Genomic DNA, 16,646 nt, shown 5'->3' with positions numbered 1-16,646 from the left:
TGTTACATGGAAGTAACATTACTAAATCAATGATAATTAGCTTAAGGATGAGAATATGAATTTTGACACATGGGTACTCTATTTTTTGGCCATTTTAGTCTTAACGGCATCGCCGGGACCAAGTTCTTTATTATGTATGACGAAAGGGGTCGTCTCTGGTTTTAGAGTCGGATTTTATACGGCGCTTGGTAGTCTTTGTGCAATTACACTTATTTTAACTTTGTCGTTTACCGGGCTTGGGGTTGCTATCGCTTCTTCAGAACTGACTTTTAATATCATTAAATATCTGGGAGCTGCTTATTTGATCTATCTTGGGGTTCGCGCTATTGCCTCGAAAGAACAAAGCTATCAACCCAATTTGAAAGGTGGAAAGGCGACGGATACAGTAAATCCTATTCAACACTTCATCAGTGGTTTTATTGTCGGAGGAAGCAATCCTAAAGCGATTCTTTTTTTTACCGCACTCTTTCCTCAGTTTATTGACCCTACCGCTTCTTTATTGGAACAATATGTTGTGTTTGTTAGCACTTTTATGGTGATGGAATTAAGTTGGTTATTGGTTTACGCCAAACTGGGTGCAAGGTCATCAAGTTGGTTGTTTGCTAAAGGTCGAGCCAAAATGTTCAATCGTATCACTGGTGGTGTTTTTATTAGTGCGGGCGCGTTGCTTTCGACTTCAGCAAGAGCGCAATAGAGTGGTTTTGTAGACTTAATACATTAGGGTTGTATTGGAATTGGCATAGTGTGAGCTATCCTCAAATAAGCGGGATGAAAGCTCACACTCCTATAAATAGTTAGTATGCATCTTTTTTCTTATGTCAAGAAAATGGCGTCAATTCAGTGTCTTACATTTATTTTCTAGTGATATTGCGTGAAAGTTCACGCATTTACAGGTAATATTCGAACATACCGAATATCATCTAGCCACTATTAATCATGAATCTTACTCTAAAACAGAAACTGATCAGTGCCAGTCTTATTGCTGTTGTGCTAATGGCGAGCGCATTGACTTGGCTCTCTGCTGATCAACTTTACCAACAAACGCAAAAAGGCGTCTACTCTAGGGTAGAAAGCTATGCATCCACAGCCACTAAAGGAATTTCTGACTGGATCTCTGTACGTGAAGATATCGCAACTGCTTTTAACGAACATAGTAATGCCGTTGATGTGGTACCGTTTTTAGTACAAGCCCGTAATGCTGGTGGCTTTGATGATATCTTCCTAGGTACGCCTTCTGGGGAAATGTATCGTTCACACCCAGAGCGTAATCGCGCAGATTATGATCCTCGTACTCGTCCTTGGTATCAAGATGCACAAAGAGCCGGTAAACAAATTATTACTACCGCTTACCAAGATGCGATCACCAATGCATTACTGGTTACCATTGCTGAGCCTATTCGTAGCAATGGTAAAATCGTAGGGGTTGTTGGTGCGGATGTCTTAATTGATCAACTTATCGATGACGTGATTAGTTTGGACGTGGGTCCAAATGCTTATGCGATGTTAATTGATAAACAAGACGGTACATTTTTAGCTCACCCAAATACATCTCTTAACCTTAAGCCTATTGCAACGTTATCACCAAAATTGACCATGAACATGGTGAATGGGGCGGCAGATGCGGGGCGTATCGAAAATGTAACCCGTGGCGGTAAAGAGAAACTCTATTTCTTTAAAAATGTAGCGAACACTGATTGGGTCTTTGCGATTGAATTAGATCGTGAAGCTGAACTTGCTGCACACTCTAAGCTACTTACTGAACTCATTATTACTGCTGTTTTAATCACACTATTTGTTATTGCCGTCCTTTCGTGGTTAGTGAGCTACCTATTTCGCGACTTGCTACGAGTTTCTAAAGCTCTCGATGAAATCGCATCGGGCGAGGGTGATCTAACACAGCGTTTAGAACCTCGCAGCGATGACGAAGTTGGCCAGTTGGCTCGTAACTTTAATGTGTTTGTTGGCAATATGCACCACATGGTGACAACGCTAAGCCACATTTCTACTGCTTTATCTGAACAGTCAAAATTGACTGCTGAACAAGCTGATTCTCGTCGTTCACGAATCCGTTTACAGCAAGATGAAATCAATATGGTTGCGACCGCGATTGACGAAATGGCAGCAGCAACACAAGAAATTGCTGGTAATGCTGATAGTACAGCACAAAACTCAACAGAAGCCGTGACGGCATGTGCTCATGGCAGTCAACAAGTCGTGCAAACCCAATCATCAATTCAAAACTTGGCGCAAGAAGTTCAAGTAGCGACGACTGTGATTCAAGAGTTAGAAGCTCACGGAAATAGCATCAATACGATCCTATCGACGATTCAAGATATTGCAGAGCAGACAAACTTATTGGCACTTAATGCGGCTATTGAAGCGGCTCGCGCTGGTGAGCAGGGTCGGGGCTTTGCTGTGGTCGCAGATGAAGTACGTGTGTTAAGTCAACGTACGCACTCTTCGACTAAAGAAATTCAGCAAATGATTGAAACTCTTCAAGGGACCACGCATAAAGCGGTTGGCATCATGGGCGATAGCCGTCAGTTAGCTGACACTAGCGTGATCGATGCAGATTCGGCTGCTGTGAGTTTGACTCAAATTCAAAACGCCGTTGAACGCATCAGTGACATGGCCATTCAAATCGCATCGGCAGCGGAAGAGCAAGCATCAGTAACGGCGGAAGTTACGCGCAATACAGTTGGTATTCGTGATGTGTCGGAAGAACTTGCGTCCGAAGCTAATGAGGCGGCGATGCAGGCAACGCAGTTATCAGATTTGTCTGAAGAGTTAGAGCAAGAGATTCGTCGTTTTAAACTTTAACTAGTTGAAAGTTAAAGTTTATTAAGAATTCTCGTTTTAAGCCCGGTATTTACTATTGATAAATACTGGGCTTTTCCATTTTGGAAATATAGTGTTCACTTAATTTCAATTGTCGAAATTGGCATAGCTGAATAAAATCCTTAAAAATTATAAGGAAAACAGCATGTCTTATTCTCTTGATGACTTTCAACAACGTATCCAAGCTATCGTCACGGACGCTAACTTATCTCCTAAGCAAAAAAATCAATTCCTCGCGTTAGAAGCTGAAGCGTCGCTGCCTTATATGCCGGTTTCTCACGCTGTTCGTGATGCAATGGCCTCTGGTGTGCTATGTGACATGTTTGAAGGACATGCTCCTTTTAAGCCTCGTTACGTTCTTCCTGATTATGCAAAATTCTTGGGCCAAGGTTCTGAATATCTCGAATTAGCAAAAGCACAAGATTTTGATGATGCGTTGAATATGTTGACCATCATCTATCACCATGTTCCTTCGGTTACCAATATCCCGGTTTATCTAGGACAGCTTGATGATGTATTACTGCCATACGTTGGCGATCTAGATGAAGAGCAAATTTATCAGAAGCTAAGACGTTTTTGGGTGATGTTGGATCGTACTCTGCCAGATGCGTTTATGCATGTGAACATCGGCCCTACAGACAATATTATTTGTCGTACGATTTTACGTGTTGATGCTGAATTGAAACAAATCGCACCAAATTTAACGTTCATGTACGATCCAAGTGTGACGCCAGACGATCTACTTCGCCAAGCGGCAAGTAACATTTGTGAGTGTAGTAAGCCTCATATTGCTAACTACCCAATGCACGCGCAAAGCTATGGTGATAAACAGTTTGGTATTGTAAGTTGCTATAACTCTCTGCCTTTGGCAGGTGGTTCAAATACTTTAGTACGCATGAACTTAAAGCTTGCTGCGCAAACAGCAAAGAGCCAGAGTGATTTTATTGATAATGTGTTACCAAGTTACTGCGCATTAATGATTGAATTAATGGATGCACGTAGTACTCACCTTCATGAGAAATCAAACTTCTTTAACAGCTTCCTAAGCATGGAAGGTTTGATTGAAGAGCGTCGTTTTGCTCCAATGTTTGGTATTTACGGCATGGCTGAGGCTGTCAATATTCTATTAGGGAAAGATGGCATTGAACTGAAGTATGGTCATGATGATAGAGCTAACCAATTAGGGCACAAAATCTCAGCCAAATTAGCCGAAATTGTGGAAACATCACCTGTGAAATATGGCTATAACGGTCGTGCTCTGTTGCATGCTCAAGGCGGTATTAGTCTTGATGATGAGGTCACTCCAGGGGTGCGTATCCCTTACGGTACCGAACCTGATCCAGTGACTTATGTGCAAGCGAATGCCGCGCATCATCAGTATTACACGTCAGGTATCAGTGATATTCTCACGATTGATGAGACCGTAAAATCTAACCCAGAAGCGATGTACAATCTGTGTAAAGGGGCATTAAATCTAGGTTATCGTGAGTTTACAGCGAACGTTGCTTCCAACGATTTGGTTCGTATCACGGGCTATATGGTGAAACTGTCTGATATTGATAAGTTTTCAGCTTCAGGTTCACGAACAAATACCACTTTCTTGGGGGCAGAAGCCGCTAAAAATACTGGCGTTCTTGACCGCCTTCCTCGTGTTGTGAGTTTTGAATCTACGCCAATCTTTAAATAGTTATGATGAAAACGCACACTGAAAAACAGGCTTTAGTCAGCCGGATATTGACGTTTTCTTGTGTGGATGGACCAGGCAATCGCTTGGTCATTTTCTTGCAAGGCTGTAACTTCAATTGCCTCAACTGCCATAACCCTCATACGATTAATCACTGCAACGATTGTGGCGACTGTGTCGCGGTGTGTCCAACAGGTGCGTTGGGAGTGACAAGTAAAGGTGTCATTAATTGGGACAGTAAAAGTTGTACCCAGTGTGATGCCTGCATTGATGCTTGTACATACAACTCTAACCCAAAAGTAATGCGTTACACCGTCACTGAAATATTGGCAGTTATCCGCCAGCATTACCACTTTTTAAGTGGTGTGACCATTTCTGGTGGAGAAGCGACCTTACAACTACCATTTATTGTTGAGTTGTTTAAACGAGTGAAATCCGATCCAGAACTAAAGCATTTAACCTGTTTTATAGACAGCAATGGTGAACTGCCTTTGACAGGGTGGGATAAAGTGATGGATTACCTTGATGGCGCTATGATTGATTTAAAATCCTGGCAGCAAGAAACCCATCAATGGCTTGTTGGACGAACTAATCACAGAGTGGTGAAAACCATTGAATATCTCGCTCAGCACGACAAACTGTTCGAGCTCAGGCTACTCCATATTCCGGGCAGAAGTGACTTAGATTCAGAAATCGAGGGAGTGGCAGGGTTAATTAATCGCTTACCTATCACGGTGCAAATTCGCCTCAATGCATTTCAACATCATGGCGTCAAAGGTATCGCACTAACTTGGCCAAAGTGTAGTAAAGAGCAGATGTTAGCGTTCCATGCGTTACTCACGTCAAGAACGCAGCATACTTACCTCTTACCAACGATCTATACCTAGGATCAAAACGATTGGCATGACATTTACTTTCCACTTTGCCGTATAGATATTCGGAGCATAACCTCTAACGGGGTTATGCTTTGTCTGAATTTAAGTGAGTGAGTTCGGTATGTAACCAACGCAAGGCCGGATCATTCAGACTCGCCTGATTCCAAACCAAACTATAACCGACTTTACCATATTCAAAAGGTAACTCTTTTTGAATTAGGCCTTTAGCTTGTAATGCATTATCCGCCCAGCGTTTAGAACAAGTTAACAGGTAGGTTGAGTGATGGCACATTACAGCGGCAGCTCCAAAATCAGCCACAGAAATCGCAACGTTTCGTGAACCATGTTGCTGGGTTAGATTCTGCTCAAAAAAAGGCTCAGCCAGGTCTCTATCGTGAATACCAATATGTTGATGTTGCAAATAACTTTCTATCGTTAGCGGCTGGTTTGCAAGAGTATGATTGGACGCCATTAAGCAGACCATCTCATCATCTAAAACTTGTGCCCATACTAAATCACGACTACGTGTCGGTGGTTGGCTAATATCGTGAGGTAATAGCATAAAATCAACCTGTCCCCGAATCAGCGCGTCGAAACTGAGTTGTTCTTTGGCGAAAATCTGGATTCGATTCGCAGCGGCGAGCTGCTTTGATAATTGGCTAATTTTATCGGCAAAAAGTTCAAAAGTGCTCTCGCGCATGGATAGCGATAAGGTCCCACTAAAGAGTTCTGGCTGAAAATCTCCTTGGTGGAGGATGCCGTTCATACTCGATAGGATTTTATGAATGTCTGGGCCAATATTGATTGCAAATGGTGTTGGGACCAATTGGGGACCATCGCGATAAAAGAGTTCATCATGAAGTTGAGTTCTGAGTTGGCTCAAGATTTTACTCACGCTGGATGGCGTTACACATAATGTTTTTGCGGTGGTCGTAACACTATGCGTACTAAGCAAAACATGTAAAACGGTAAGATGTTTTAAACTGATGCGCGAAAGGGCAATGTAATCCATGTTGTCGTCGTGTGGTGGTTGGGGCGACAGTTATAGCATCAGTTCCATTTCAATCAAATCCCATATTTGATCTTTATATTGTCGAACGTTTAAGTGGCTGGAGAATGGTTTAAATCCTAACGAATAGTAGCAGGCGAGGGCGGCTTTATTTTTAGAAAAAACCCGAAGCGTTAAATGTTTCGCATTATGCTGTTGTTTTGCTCTTTGGCACACCATTTCTAACATCCGATGGCCGAATCTCAGTCCTCGATGATTTGGGTGAATAAACACGCGCGCAATACGAAAGTGGTGTTTCGTCATTTTAATCAATTCAATAAAACCAATGGAAACGTGATTATTCTTCAGAATATAAGCATGTGTATCCACATCTTGGCAGTGTGCCGCAATCTGCTCAAAGTCGAGAGGGAACTGGTAACAAGGGCCACCCCATAAGTAATTTAGTTCTTCACTATTTATCCAATCAATTAGTAACGAGTAATCTTGTGGTCTAAAGGGAATTAACTCCAAACTACTTCCTTGTGTTGATTTTTTATACAGAACGTTGCGTCATAGTATATATAAAACAGCGCCCTCAAATCGATGAAGGCGCGTATTATCTTAATTAGGTATTGTGATGGTGAAGCTCATGAGTAGTGATACACCAACGTTGAATATCTAAGCTATATATCAGTCAATCAGGCCATACTGCTCTGCGAGTATATTGATGATTTCTTGTTTTGGATTCTCACTGAGAACAATTTCTTGTCCGGTGATCTTTTCTGCAATCCCAATATAAGTGGCAGAAATAGCATAAAGCGCTTCTAACGGTAATGCATTGTCACGGGCGAGCGCATCACGTTCTACCATTCGATTCTTATTGAGCAACACATCGGGATCTGGGAAGTAGTTTAATAAAAATTGACGGAACCCCTCTTTAGAGTTCTCAACGATTTTACCTTGTTGGTAGGCCGGTTCATCCCAAATCCGCGATGAATCTGGTGTGCCGACTTCATCCATGTAAATGAGTTTTTCATTACCGTCTGCGTCATGGACATAACCAAACTCAAACTTGGTATCGACAAAAATTTGTCCAACATTTGCAAGTGCGTGACTGATGACGTTAAAGCCCTCTGCCAGTAATTTTTCATATTGCGCGACATCATGTGCAGAAGAAAAGTTAAATGCTGCGAAATTGTCTACGATGTTTTGGCGAGTAATATTGACATCATCGGCTTCTGGAACATCAGGGATACCTTGTAAAATACCTTTCGTTGATGGTGTCATCAGCAATTCAGGCAGAACCGAATCTTTGTTCAAACCCTCTGGTAATTCGATACCACAGAACTCGCGTTCTCCGTTTTGATAAGCACGCCACATGGAGCCGGTAATGTACTTACGACAAATCGCCTCAATCATAATCGGTTTGGCTTTTTGAACAATCCAAACTAATGGGTGAGGGATATCTAGAATGTGGCTGTCAGCGAGGCCATTATCTTTAAATAGCTTGAACCAATGATTGGAAATGGCATTGAGAGCGGCACCTTTGCCGGGCACACCGTTCAAATTACCCTCGCCATGCCAGATACAATCAAAAGCAGAAATTCTGTCGCTGATCACCATGATAGCAAGAGGTGCGTCTGGGGCAACATTGTAACCTTTTTCTCGAATTAGACGCTGGCTGTCCTCTTCGGTTAACCAATAGACAGAACGAACTTTACCACTATGAACAGGCTTGTGGGTACGGATTGGAAGATCGTCATTAACAGCGAGGACTTGATTGGCGAGACTCATTTAGACATTCCTATCTTGAACAAAACGGATACGATCGACTACTTAGTTTACTCACCCAGTGTTAGACATTTTGGCCACCTAGCGATGATATACACTCTCGCTGTGAATGGAATTGTCATTATATTAGGGGGTAACATAGTAATAAGGTCGTTGATTTGTTCTGCATCATACCAGAATTTATGGTCGTCGCCAGACAAAAAGCAAACGTTTGCTTTTATTTTTTATCTCAGATTTAACGGGAAGATTGTAGCAATAACAAAAAGCCTCTTAAGAAGAGGCATAAAGGCAGCGTAACTATATAACAGCGCTATGTAGTGATAACGCTGTTATTAAGAGGGATAAGTCAACGCAGTTGGCTTATCTGATATTCATAAGTGCCAATTTTGTCTATCAACTTATCGACAGCAAGATCGATTGATACATTGTTTGGCCAACATAGGGTGATAATTAGTGGTATTGGTTGCGACGACTTTCAACGAAGAAAACTTCACAATGGTATTCGAACGCTAATTCTTGGAGGAAGTCTTGATCCACAGCTGCAATTTGGTCTGAAGCGATGATCGCACTCGCATTGCCTGATTTAATCGCTTTAATAACGATTTCGAGTTCAGATTGACGTTGAGATGAACGCATCTGGATGATTTTTTTACAGCTGATGTTATGGGTTTCAAACTGAGCATAGTTAGGGCGAGGACACTCCGCCGTAAATAAGATCCACTGCTGACTATTCGATAAACCAGCAAGACGATTTAAATCGCGGTTATCAATATTCATAGGATAAGTCTGCTGGGCTAAAACATTGTACTTTGAAAAGGTAGTGTTTGAAGTTTGTCTGCGTTCCATAATACTGTTCCCATATACATGCTGTGTGCATATACAGTAGTTTGGTTGTGCAATTTGATCAAGTGTTTTTTGTTTTTCCGCGATTCAATTTAAGTGACTTTTGCCATGAATTGTATTGTAAGTAATTGTTTATTAATAGGTTATATCGTTTGTGGTGATCAGTTATTGAGAAATAAGAGAGTTTATTTTTGTGATTGGAATCACCCTGTCTATACAGTGCTATACAGTAGTGAACAGTAGGTGTGAGAGCAGTGACCTACTGTATATAGATTAAGGTGTCAGTTTGCTTTTGCTATATTGATGTAAAGCGTTGAGGGAAATCGCTAAAAATAGCATCTAAGGTAGGAAGGTGTTTAAGTTTCCGTGGATTGTTAACGGTATAGCACCATACTTGATAGCCATCTTGGTGCAGGCGATTAATCTGCTCACGGTTAACCCAACGAAAATTGAGATTACAGCTGAATGCTTGGACTTCTTTAAGTAGATCAATATCTTGGCTACGTAAACGTTCGGAAAGCACAGCCAGTTTATATTTCGGGCAAAATTGATGTAGTGCTCGAATAACCTCATGACTAAAGCTTGAAAGTAGCACAGTATCCTGATGGACATTACAGCGTTGGAGTTCTTGCTGAACCAATTGAGCTACATGGCTAGCATCGTGATGGTCAATTTTAACTTCTAGGTTCAAATGTAAGTTATGTTGCTTAGCTAAAGCTAACAATTCTTGCAATGTCATTATTGGTTCGTTGTCGAATTGCGGAGAGAACCAAGCTCCAAAATCAAATTGACGAAGTTGTTCAAGTGTTAGCGTGTCGATTCGACCATGCCCATTACTACAACGCTCGATACTATGATCATGAGCGACTACCAAAATATCATCCTGGGTTGGTTGTATATCTACTTCTACCCATAAGAGGCCCTGTCTAATTGCTGCTTCAATGCTCACGCGAGTATTTTCTGGATAACATCCTGCTACCCCTCGATGGCCAACAATAATTGGCGCCATATTATTCACCTTTGAGTTCAAGAATTTCAGTTTCGACATTATCGCCTATTCGTGTTTCACATGGTGTAAAAAATCACGTATCGATTAAATAAATATGACTGCATTTGATATTTAGTGTGGATTTGAAGTTATTTAATGGAATTAATGGCTTCTTATTGGTTGCTGGTTGGTTTATTTGTATAGATTTGTATCTTGTTTTTGAAGCTTTATTGCTTTTGGTTGATTTGGTGTTAATTCTTGCAGTGTGAGAATGCGTGGAAAATGCGCAGGCTTGATTTCTCAAATGTTCTGTTAAATTCGAATGGAACTACAAAATAAGTAACAAATAATTGTCAACTTATTCTAGTAATAAAATGGACTAGTGTAGCTATAAAGTTGCGAATAAAAGTATCTGTTTAGTGGTTTTGTTTGTATGTGTGATTGATTTTAGTGAATAGCTTCGCAGTTAATCATAATGGAACTGTGTTTTTTGTTAAAAAACATCTGCAACACGGATAAGTAGCCCTTGACTGGTTTGCGGATTATTAAAAGGAATGAATAGATGAAGGGAATATCACTGACGACCATCTTGGCGGCGTCAACTTTGTGTTTCTCGGTTAGTGAGAACGCGTTGGCGAGTGAAACGTTTGTTACTGTCGGTACTGGTGGGCAAACGGGGGTCTACTACGTTGCTGGTCAGTCTATTTGTCGTTTTGTGAATCGCGGAGCTGACACTCATAATATTAAGTGTAATGCCCCTGCGAGTGGTGGTGGTGTTGCCAACGTAAATGGCTTGCGTAGTGGCGAATATAATTTCGGTATTATGCAATCTGATCACCAATATAAAGCTTTGAACGGCGTTGCGCCTTTTCAAAATACACAACCTATGACGGATATTCGCGCCGTATTTTCTCTTCAGAGTGAAGTCTTTACCATTCTTGCTCGTAAAGATGCTCAGATAAAAACATTCGAAGATTTAAAAGGAAAACGCGTCAATATTGGCAATCCGGGTTCAGGTCAGCGCGATACGTTTGAACAAATCATGACGGCTAAAACATGGGACCGTGATGTATTTAGCCTAGTCTCAGATCTTAAGCCTGCCGAGCAAGCATCGGCGATGAGCGATAACAATATAGATGCGATGAGCTATTTTGTTGGTCACCCAAATGGTGCGATTCAAGAAGCCTCAACGACGACTGACGCAGTATTAGTACCAGTCACCGGGCCTGAAATTGATAAACTACTTAAAGAGAAATCGTATTTTACTACTGCGATCATTCCGGGCGGAATGTATCGTGGTAACCCTAACGATACCTTGTCGATTGGTGGTAAGGCCGTCCTTTCAACCACAGCAGACACAGACCCTGAGTTGGTCTATCAACTTGTAAAATCGGTTTTCGATAATCTAGACAGATTTAAACGTTTACATCCAGCATTTAAAGATCTCAAAGAATCAGAAATGATTAAAGTCGGCCTAACAGCACAACTTCATGAAGGTGCAGTTCGATACTACAAAGAACGCGGCTGGTTATGATGTAACTGAGTCAAGCTCTAACACATAACTCGGTTAGGGCTTGGCCTTTGTTTTAGAGATAATTTTATGGAAAATCCGATGTCTACGACACAGACCTCTACTGGGGCCATGCCGACTTCGGCAGAAGATTTAATCGCTCAAGATGTGGGTGCCCGTTTACCCGGTGGTGTGATGGAAAAGACCATCGCAGCACTGGCGTTAATTTGGTCACTGTTTCAATTATGGATAGCTTCGCCATTACCGTTCATATTCGGTTTCGGCGTGATGAACGATACAGAAACCCGAGCTATTCATTTAGGTTTTGCACTGTTATTGGCTTTCTTAGTTTTCCCTGCGCGAAAAAGTTCACCTCGAGATCGCGTACCGATCACTGATGGGATGTTGGGATTGATTGCCTGTGCAACTTCACTTTATTTGTTTGTCATGTACGAAGCGCTCGCGCAGCGTCCTGGAAGTTTAACAACCGCTGATTTTGTGACAGCGTTGATTGGCTTACCTCTTTTATTAGAAGCGGCTCGCCGAGTACTGGGCTTAGCGCTGCCTTTAATTGCGATAGGTTTTTTAGTCTACAGTATGGCTGGCCAGTGGATGCCAGGTTTACTTTCTCATCGAGGTGTTCAACTTGACGCCCTAGCGAATCATCAATGGATCACCACAGAGGGTGTATTTGGTATTGCTTTAGGTGTATCAACGAGTTTCGTATTTCTGTTTGTTCTTTTTGGTGCGCTACTCGAACGTGCTGGTGCAGGGCATTATTTTATTCAGCTTGCTTTTAGTATGCTTGGCCATTTACGTGGTGGCCCAGCGAAAGCTGCGGTTGTTGCGTCTGGTTTAACTGGCCTAATTTCTGGTTCCTCAATTGCCAATGTGGTGACCACTGGTACCTTTACTATTCCCATGATGCGCAAAGTGGGTTTTAGTGCTGAGAAAGCTGGTGCGGTAGAAGTAGCATCATCGGTTAACGGTCAGATAATGCCACCGGTAATGGGTGCAGCGGCATTTCTCATGGTGGAATATGTCGGTATTCCTTATGTTGAAATTATTAAGCATGCATTCTTGCCTGCGGCAATTTCATATATTGCGCTGCTTTATATTGTCCATTTAGAAGCATTGAAGTTAGGCATGGAGCCGATTGATGCGGCGAAATCTAAACCATGGTTAGTACGATTAACCGGATTTGCTTTTGGTACCTTGTTAGTCAGTGGGTTATCACTGGCAGTGTACTACGGTTTCGGTTGGTTGAAACCGCTACTAGGGGATTACACGATAGTCGGTGTGGCCCTGATCCTATTTATTACCTACATCGGGTTACTCAAGATTGCTGCCAGTCATGATCCACTTCCTGAAGAAGATCCTGATGCTCCACTAGATAGCCTGCCGAACACCAAAGCTGTGCTGTTATCTGGGCTTCATTACTTATTACCCGTGGTGGTGTTGGTTTGGTGTTTGATGGTGGAACGCTTATCTCCAGGGCTATCAGCTTTTTGGGGCTCCATCATTCTTGCAGTTATTGTGTTGACGCAAAGACCGTTGCTTAATTGGCTACGTAAAGATGGTAAGCATGATTATGGTAGTTTCTCTGATGGTTGTATCGATCTGAGAGAGGGCCTAATCGCTGGTGCGCGTAACATGATTGGTATTGGCATCGCCACTGCGACTGCAGGTGTGATTGTTGGAGCGGTATCTCAAACAGGCGTTGGCTTGGTTTTAGCCGACCTCGTTGAAATGCTGTCGATGGGTAATTTATTGCTCATGTTGATTTTAACCGCAGTACTTAGCCTTATCCTTGGCATGGGGCTACCAACAACAGCAAACTATATTGTTGTGTCGAGTCTATTAGCGCCCGTGATTGTGACGTTAGGTCAACAGCATGGTCTTATCGTGCCATTAATAGCCGTTCACCTATTTGTGTTTTACTTCGGCATTATGGCGGATGTGACACCTCCTGTTGGTTTGGCTTCTTTTGCCGCTGCTGCTGTATCAAAAGGAGACCCAATTAAAACGGGCCTGACCGCTTTTTACTACAGCTTACGAACTGCTGCGTTACCATTTCTGTTTATCTTCAATACAGATTTGTTGTTGATTGATGTCGATTGGATACATGGTATTGCGATATTTATTGTATCGACGATAGCAATGCTCATCTTTGCCGCGGCGACTCAAGGTTGGTTCTTGACCCGTAATAAATGGTATGAAGGGGTATTACTATTATTGGTGGCATTTACGTTGTTTCGTCCAGGTTTTTGGGTCGATATGGTGGTTGAACCTTATCAATCATCTCAACCGGTTGAACTTGCGCAAACGTTGGAATCTCTTGAGCCCGGCAGTGTTATACGTATGCGCGTGAGTGGCGAAGATGCAGTGGGTAAGATGCGTGAATTTTCAGTATTACTCTCTGTCCCGGAGGGGAGTTCTGGGCAAGATAAATTGGATTCCATGGGGATTGCGACTTATCAACAAGGAAGTCAGACACTCATCGATGTGGTGGGCTTTGCTAGTCCGGCAGAATCAGCAGGATTACAATTTGATCAGCAAATCGTCGATGTACGAGTCCCGGTTGAACGAATTCGTAAAGAGTGGGCTTGGATTCCGGCACTGTTCTTGTTCGGTTTAGTGGTTTGGATGCAAAGACGCAGAGTAGGGGTATTAACAGAAAAACCGAAAGAGGTTGTCCTGACATAATCACAAAAATATAAAAAGCTCAGAATTTCTGAGCTTTTTTTGTATAGGTCTTTTTTGCTTGAGTACTTATTTTGAATCTCTAATTCGGTTTGTTTCATCACTATCTTGATACTAGACCGATGTAACAATCTTAATTAAAGGGGACGAGGATAAATACCGTGCCTTGATCACATTAGTAGTTGTATTGAGAATTATTTGTTCTTAGAATCGCCTCTTGATTTTTTATTCGATAGAGCAGAAATGTCCCGTATTTTACTTGTTGATGATGATATTGAATTGTGCGCTTTGCTAACGGAAGTTCTTTCCATGGAAGGCTACAAGGTAGATGCAGTCCACTGTGGTGAGAGTGCTCTGCAGTATCTTGAAAAGAAAACCGCGGACTTGGTTTTATTGGATGTCATGTTGCCAAAATTGAATGGTATGCAAGTGGCTAGACGAATTTGTCAGCGGTTTGCTACACCGATCTTGATGCTAACGGCATTAAATGATGAAGCGTCGATGCTCGATGGTTATCAAGCGGGTGCTGATCAATTTATGGCCAAACCATTTAAAGTGCCTGAGCTGCTTACGCGTGTAAAAGCAATATTTCGCCGAGTAGGCTTAGAGAAACAACGTCAGGTGCATTGTGCTTCGCAAACTGGATTGGAAGAACAAATAGCCAGCTTACCTTTGACCGGTACTGAAGCGGATTTGTTAAGTTATTTGATCCGAAATCAAGATATTGTTGTTTCAAAAGCCGAATTACAAATAAATGTGCTTAAAAAAGAACTCAGTCCATTTGATCGTAATTTGGATATGCACATTAGTAATGTTCGTCGCAAATTTGTTGAGGCGGGGATGTCCAAACAGCACATTAAAACCGTTCGTGGAAAAGGTTATAGTTTTATCGAAAGCGTTAGGGATTAATCATGCTACGCTGCCCCAAATTTATTGTTGCTCGCAAAGATGGATTGGCGTTTCAACTGTTTATGTACATGATGGCCGTGATAGTGAGTATTTTGCTGCTTCAAGCCGTTGCGGAACAAGCACTGATCAAAACCGTACTAACATTGCCTGATAGCGTAAAGCAACCGATGTTATCCCTTGCAGAACAAGCCGATGTGCTGATTGAAGAGGGGGATATGGATGAACTGGCTGATTGGGCCAACGCACAGCCGTATTATCTTTTCGTTTTAGATAGTAATTATAAGCCGCTAACACATCGTGATATGCACCCTCATTTTGAGTTCAAGTTACGATTTCTTCGTGAATTGGATGCGCCTCTTAGTGACCGAGTCAGTAAGCCGTTAATTGGGTTACCACTTTCTAAGGGCAATACGCTCGTTGTGCAACTTCCTAGTGACGCGCATCCGGCACATCAGTTTTTCCTCTATTTCAACGCAATTAAAGTGGTTATCGCCTTTGTCATTCTTGCGATGTTTTCTTTGATTTTAGCGAGAAAGCTCAATCAACCACTGAATCGACTGCGTGAAGCAAGTCATCGACTTGCCCAAGGTGAGTTCAATGTCAATGTTGTCTCTGAATTGCATTCGACGACGCGAGAGTTTAATGAGCTCGCAAGAGATTTTGATGATATGGCTCATGAGATTCAATCACTGGCGAAAAAGCAACGCCGCCTTATTCGCGATGTTTCCCACGAACTTAGAACACCACTTGCACGACAGAATCTGGCTCTGCATCTATTACGCTCAAAACTCGCACCAGAAGAACAGGGGTTAGCTGACCGAATTGAACACGAAGTTGATCAAATGAACGACTTAGTGGAGGAAATCTTGGAGCTCAGTCGTCTCGAAAGTCAGCGTTATGATGCTAGATTACTTCCAATCGACTTAGAAAGTTACGCGAGTGCGTTAGTGAATGAGGCGCAGTTACAACTTAAGCCTAACCAGACATTGTCTCTACATCTTGAGGATGATATTTCTGCAGTAAAAGGTGATGAACGCTTGGTGAGCCGCTGTATACGTAACCTCATTACCAATGCAATAAAGTATGCTGGTGATGATGCGTATATTGATGTCACATTATATGGGTGGCAAGAACATATCGTATTGGTGATTTCTGATGATGGTGCGGGTATTGCTGAGTCTCAATTGGAACAAATATTTGATCCTTTTACTCGTCTTGAAACGGCGCGAGACAAACAATCCGGTGGTTATGGTTTGGGTTTGGCGATAGTAAAAGAAGCGATGCATCTCATGGGTGGCAAGGTCACCGCCTGCAATCGAAAGCAAGGTGGGTTACAAATTCAACTTTGGTTTGTTATCAGCGAAAGTAACGAGCATCCTTGAAATTCCACTTATTTCTTCGTTATTCATACCTCTTGAGTATTTAACAAAAGCAACAAATGCAAAGAATGTAAATTCAATGCTAATGATATTAATTATCACTTATATTTACGTCCGCAATAGGAAGAGCAGGGATGG

13 protein-coding genes are annotated in these 16,646 nt (G+C 42.1%); 8 read left to right on the top strand and 5 right to left on the bottom strand.

Annotation, left to right across the window (positions count from 1 at the left end):
* Nucleotides 1-55 precede the first annotated feature (55 nt).
* The 4 genes from DZ860_RS21340 to DZ860_RS21325 all read left to right on the top strand — a co-directional run bounded on the left by DZ860_RS21340 (nucleotide 56) and on the right by DZ860_RS21325 (nucleotide 5,409).
* Nucleotides 56-694: a LysE family translocator gene (locus tag DZ860_RS21340; RefSeq protein WP_120035057.1), complete on the top strand. Its 639-nt coding sequence runs from the start codon at nucleotides 56-58 to the stop codon at nucleotides 692-694.
* 242 nt (nucleotides 695-936) lie between these two features.
* Nucleotides 937-2,820 carry a methyl-accepting chemotaxis protein gene (locus DZ860_RS21335; protein WP_120035055.1) on the top strand — a complete coding sequence of 628 codons (1,884 nt, stop codon included), beginning with the start codon at nucleotides 937-939 and terminating at the stop codon, nucleotides 2,818-2,820.
* Between the two features lie 163 nt (nucleotides 2,821-2,983).
* The gene (locus DZ860_RS21330; protein ID WP_120035053.1) at nucleotides 2,984-4,525 is read left to right on the top strand and encodes a YjjI family glycine radical enzyme; all 1,542 of its coding nucleotides are present in this window, start codon (nucleotides 2,984-2,986) and stop codon (nucleotides 4,523-4,525) included.
* Between the two features lie 5 nt (nucleotides 4,526-4,530).
* A complete protein-coding gene (locus DZ860_RS21325; RefSeq protein WP_439333176.1) occupies nucleotides 4,531-5,409 on the top strand; it encodes a YjjW family glycine radical enzyme activase in 879 nt (292 codons plus the stop codon).
* A 73-nt stretch (nucleotides 5,410-5,482) separates the two neighbouring features.
* On the opposite strand, the gene DZ860_RS21320 is transcribed toward DZ860_RS21325, so the two are convergent.
* The 5 genes from DZ860_RS21320 to DZ860_RS21300 form a co-directional block, all read right to left on the bottom strand.
* Nucleotides 5,483-6,409 (bottom strand): LysR family transcriptional regulator, encoded by a 927-nt coding sequence (locus DZ860_RS21320; protein ID WP_120035049.1) that lies wholly within the window; start codon nucleotides 6,407-6,409, stop codon nucleotides 5,483-5,485.
* Between the two features lie 30 nt (nucleotides 6,410-6,439).
* Nucleotides 6,440-6,916 carry a GNAT family N-acetyltransferase gene (locus DZ860_RS21315; RefSeq protein ID WP_165862952.1) on the bottom strand — a complete coding sequence of 159 codons (477 nt, stop codon included), beginning with the start codon at nucleotides 6,914-6,916 and terminating at the stop codon, nucleotides 6,440-6,442.
* Between the two features lie 159 nt (nucleotides 6,917-7,075).
* The gene (locus tag DZ860_RS21310) at nucleotides 7,076-8,179 is read right to left on the bottom strand and encodes a phosphoribosylaminoimidazolesuccinocarboxamide synthase (protein WP_120035045.1); all 1,104 of its coding nucleotides are present in this window, start codon (nucleotides 8,177-8,179) and stop codon (nucleotides 7,076-7,078) included.
* Between the two features lie 447 nt (nucleotides 8,180-8,626).
* Nucleotides 8,627-9,022, bottom strand: a complete 396-nt coding sequence (locus DZ860_RS21305; RefSeq protein WP_120035043.1) for a hypothetical protein — start codon at nucleotides 9,020-9,022, stop codon at nucleotides 8,627-8,629.
* A 292-nt stretch (nucleotides 9,023-9,314) separates the two neighbouring features.
* Nucleotides 9,315-10,028 carry a glycerophosphodiester phosphodiesterase family protein gene (locus DZ860_RS21300; RefSeq protein WP_120035041.1) on the bottom strand — a complete coding sequence of 238 codons (714 nt, stop codon included), beginning with the start codon at nucleotides 10,026-10,028 and terminating at the stop codon, nucleotides 9,315-9,317.
* Nucleotides 10,029-10,569: 541 nt separating this feature from the next.
* Here DZ860_RS21300 and DZ860_RS21295 point away from each other — a divergent pair.
* From DZ860_RS21295 to DZ860_RS21280, 4 genes are all read left to right on the top strand, one after another.
* Entirely contained in the window at nucleotides 10,570-11,541 is a 972-nt protein-coding gene (locus DZ860_RS21295) for a TAXI family TRAP transporter solute-binding subunit (protein ID WP_120035039.1), read from the top strand.
* A gap of 78 nt (nucleotides 11,542-11,619) precedes the next feature.
* On the top strand, nucleotides 11,620-14,223 hold the full coding sequence (locus DZ860_RS21290; RefSeq protein ID WP_207890663.1) for a TRAP transporter permease: 2,604 nt from the start codon (nucleotides 11,620-11,622) through the stop codon (nucleotides 14,221-14,223).
* A 240-nt stretch (nucleotides 14,224-14,463) separates the two neighbouring features.
* Nucleotides 14,464-15,129 carry a response regulator transcription factor gene (locus DZ860_RS21285; protein ID WP_120035037.1) on the top strand — a complete coding sequence of 222 codons (666 nt, stop codon included), beginning with the start codon at nucleotides 14,464-14,466 and terminating at the stop codon, nucleotides 15,127-15,129.
* A 2-nt stretch (nucleotides 15,130-15,131) separates the two neighbouring features.
* Nucleotides 15,132-16,511 carry a histidine kinase sensor domain-containing protein gene (locus DZ860_RS21280; RefSeq protein WP_120035035.1) on the top strand — a complete coding sequence of 460 codons (1,380 nt, stop codon included), beginning with the start codon at nucleotides 15,132-15,134 and terminating at the stop codon, nucleotides 16,509-16,511.
* Nucleotides 16,512-16,646 lie beyond the last annotated feature (135 nt).

Source organism: Vibrio sinensis, assembly GCF_003605645.1.
Taxonomy (GTDB): domain Bacteria; phylum Pseudomonadota; class Gammaproteobacteria; order Enterobacterales; family Vibrionaceae; genus Vibrio; species Vibrio sinensis.
This window is presented reverse-complemented; position numbering and strand designations above follow the sequence as displayed.

Excerpts from the sequence above, each read along its gene's own strand:
- DZ860_RS21295 (WP_120035039.1), top strand. The coding sequence starts at position 10,570 with ATGAAGGGAATATCACTGACGACCATCTTGGCGGCGTCAACTTTGTGT.
- DZ860_RS21290 (WP_207890663.1), top strand. The coding sequence starts at position 11,620 with ATGTCTACGACACAGACCTCTACTGGGGCCATGCCGACTTCGGCAGAA.
- DZ860_RS21330 (WP_120035053.1), top strand. The coding sequence starts at position 2,984 with ATGTCTTATTCTCTTGATGACTTTCAACAACGTATCCAAGCTATCGTC.
- DZ860_RS21300 (WP_120035041.1), bottom strand. The coding sequence starts at position 10,028 with ATGGCGCCAATTATTGTTGGCCATCGAGGGGTAGCAGGATGTTATCCA.
- DZ860_RS21335 (WP_120035055.1), top strand. The coding sequence starts at position 937 with ATGAATCTTACTCTAAAACAGAAACTGATCAGTGCCAGTCTTATTGCT.
- DZ860_RS21320 (WP_120035049.1), bottom strand. The coding sequence starts at position 6,409 with ATGGATTACATTGCCCTTTCGCGCATCAGTTTAAAACATCTTACCGTT.
- DZ860_RS21340 (WP_120035057.1), top strand. The coding sequence starts at position 56 with ATGAATTTTGACACATGGGTACTCTATTTTTTGGCCATTTTAGTCTTA.
- DZ860_RS21280 (WP_120035035.1), top strand. The coding sequence starts at position 15,132 with ATGCTACGCTGCCCCAAATTTATTGTTGCTCGCAAAGATGGATTGGCG.
- DZ860_RS21285 (WP_120035037.1), top strand. The coding sequence starts at position 14,464 with ATGTCCCGTATTTTACTTGTTGATGATGATATTGAATTGTGCGCTTTG.
- DZ860_RS21305 (WP_120035043.1), bottom strand. The coding sequence starts at position 9,022 with ATGGAACGCAGACAAACTTCAAACACTACCTTTTCAAAGTACAATGTT.
- DZ860_RS21310 (WP_120035045.1), bottom strand. The coding sequence starts at position 8,179 with ATGAGTCTCGCCAATCAAGTCCTCGCTGTTAATGACGATCTTCCAATC.
- DZ860_RS21325 (WP_439333176.1), top strand. The coding sequence starts at position 4,531 with ATGAAAACGCACACTGAAAAACAGGCTTTAGTCAGCCGGATATTGACG.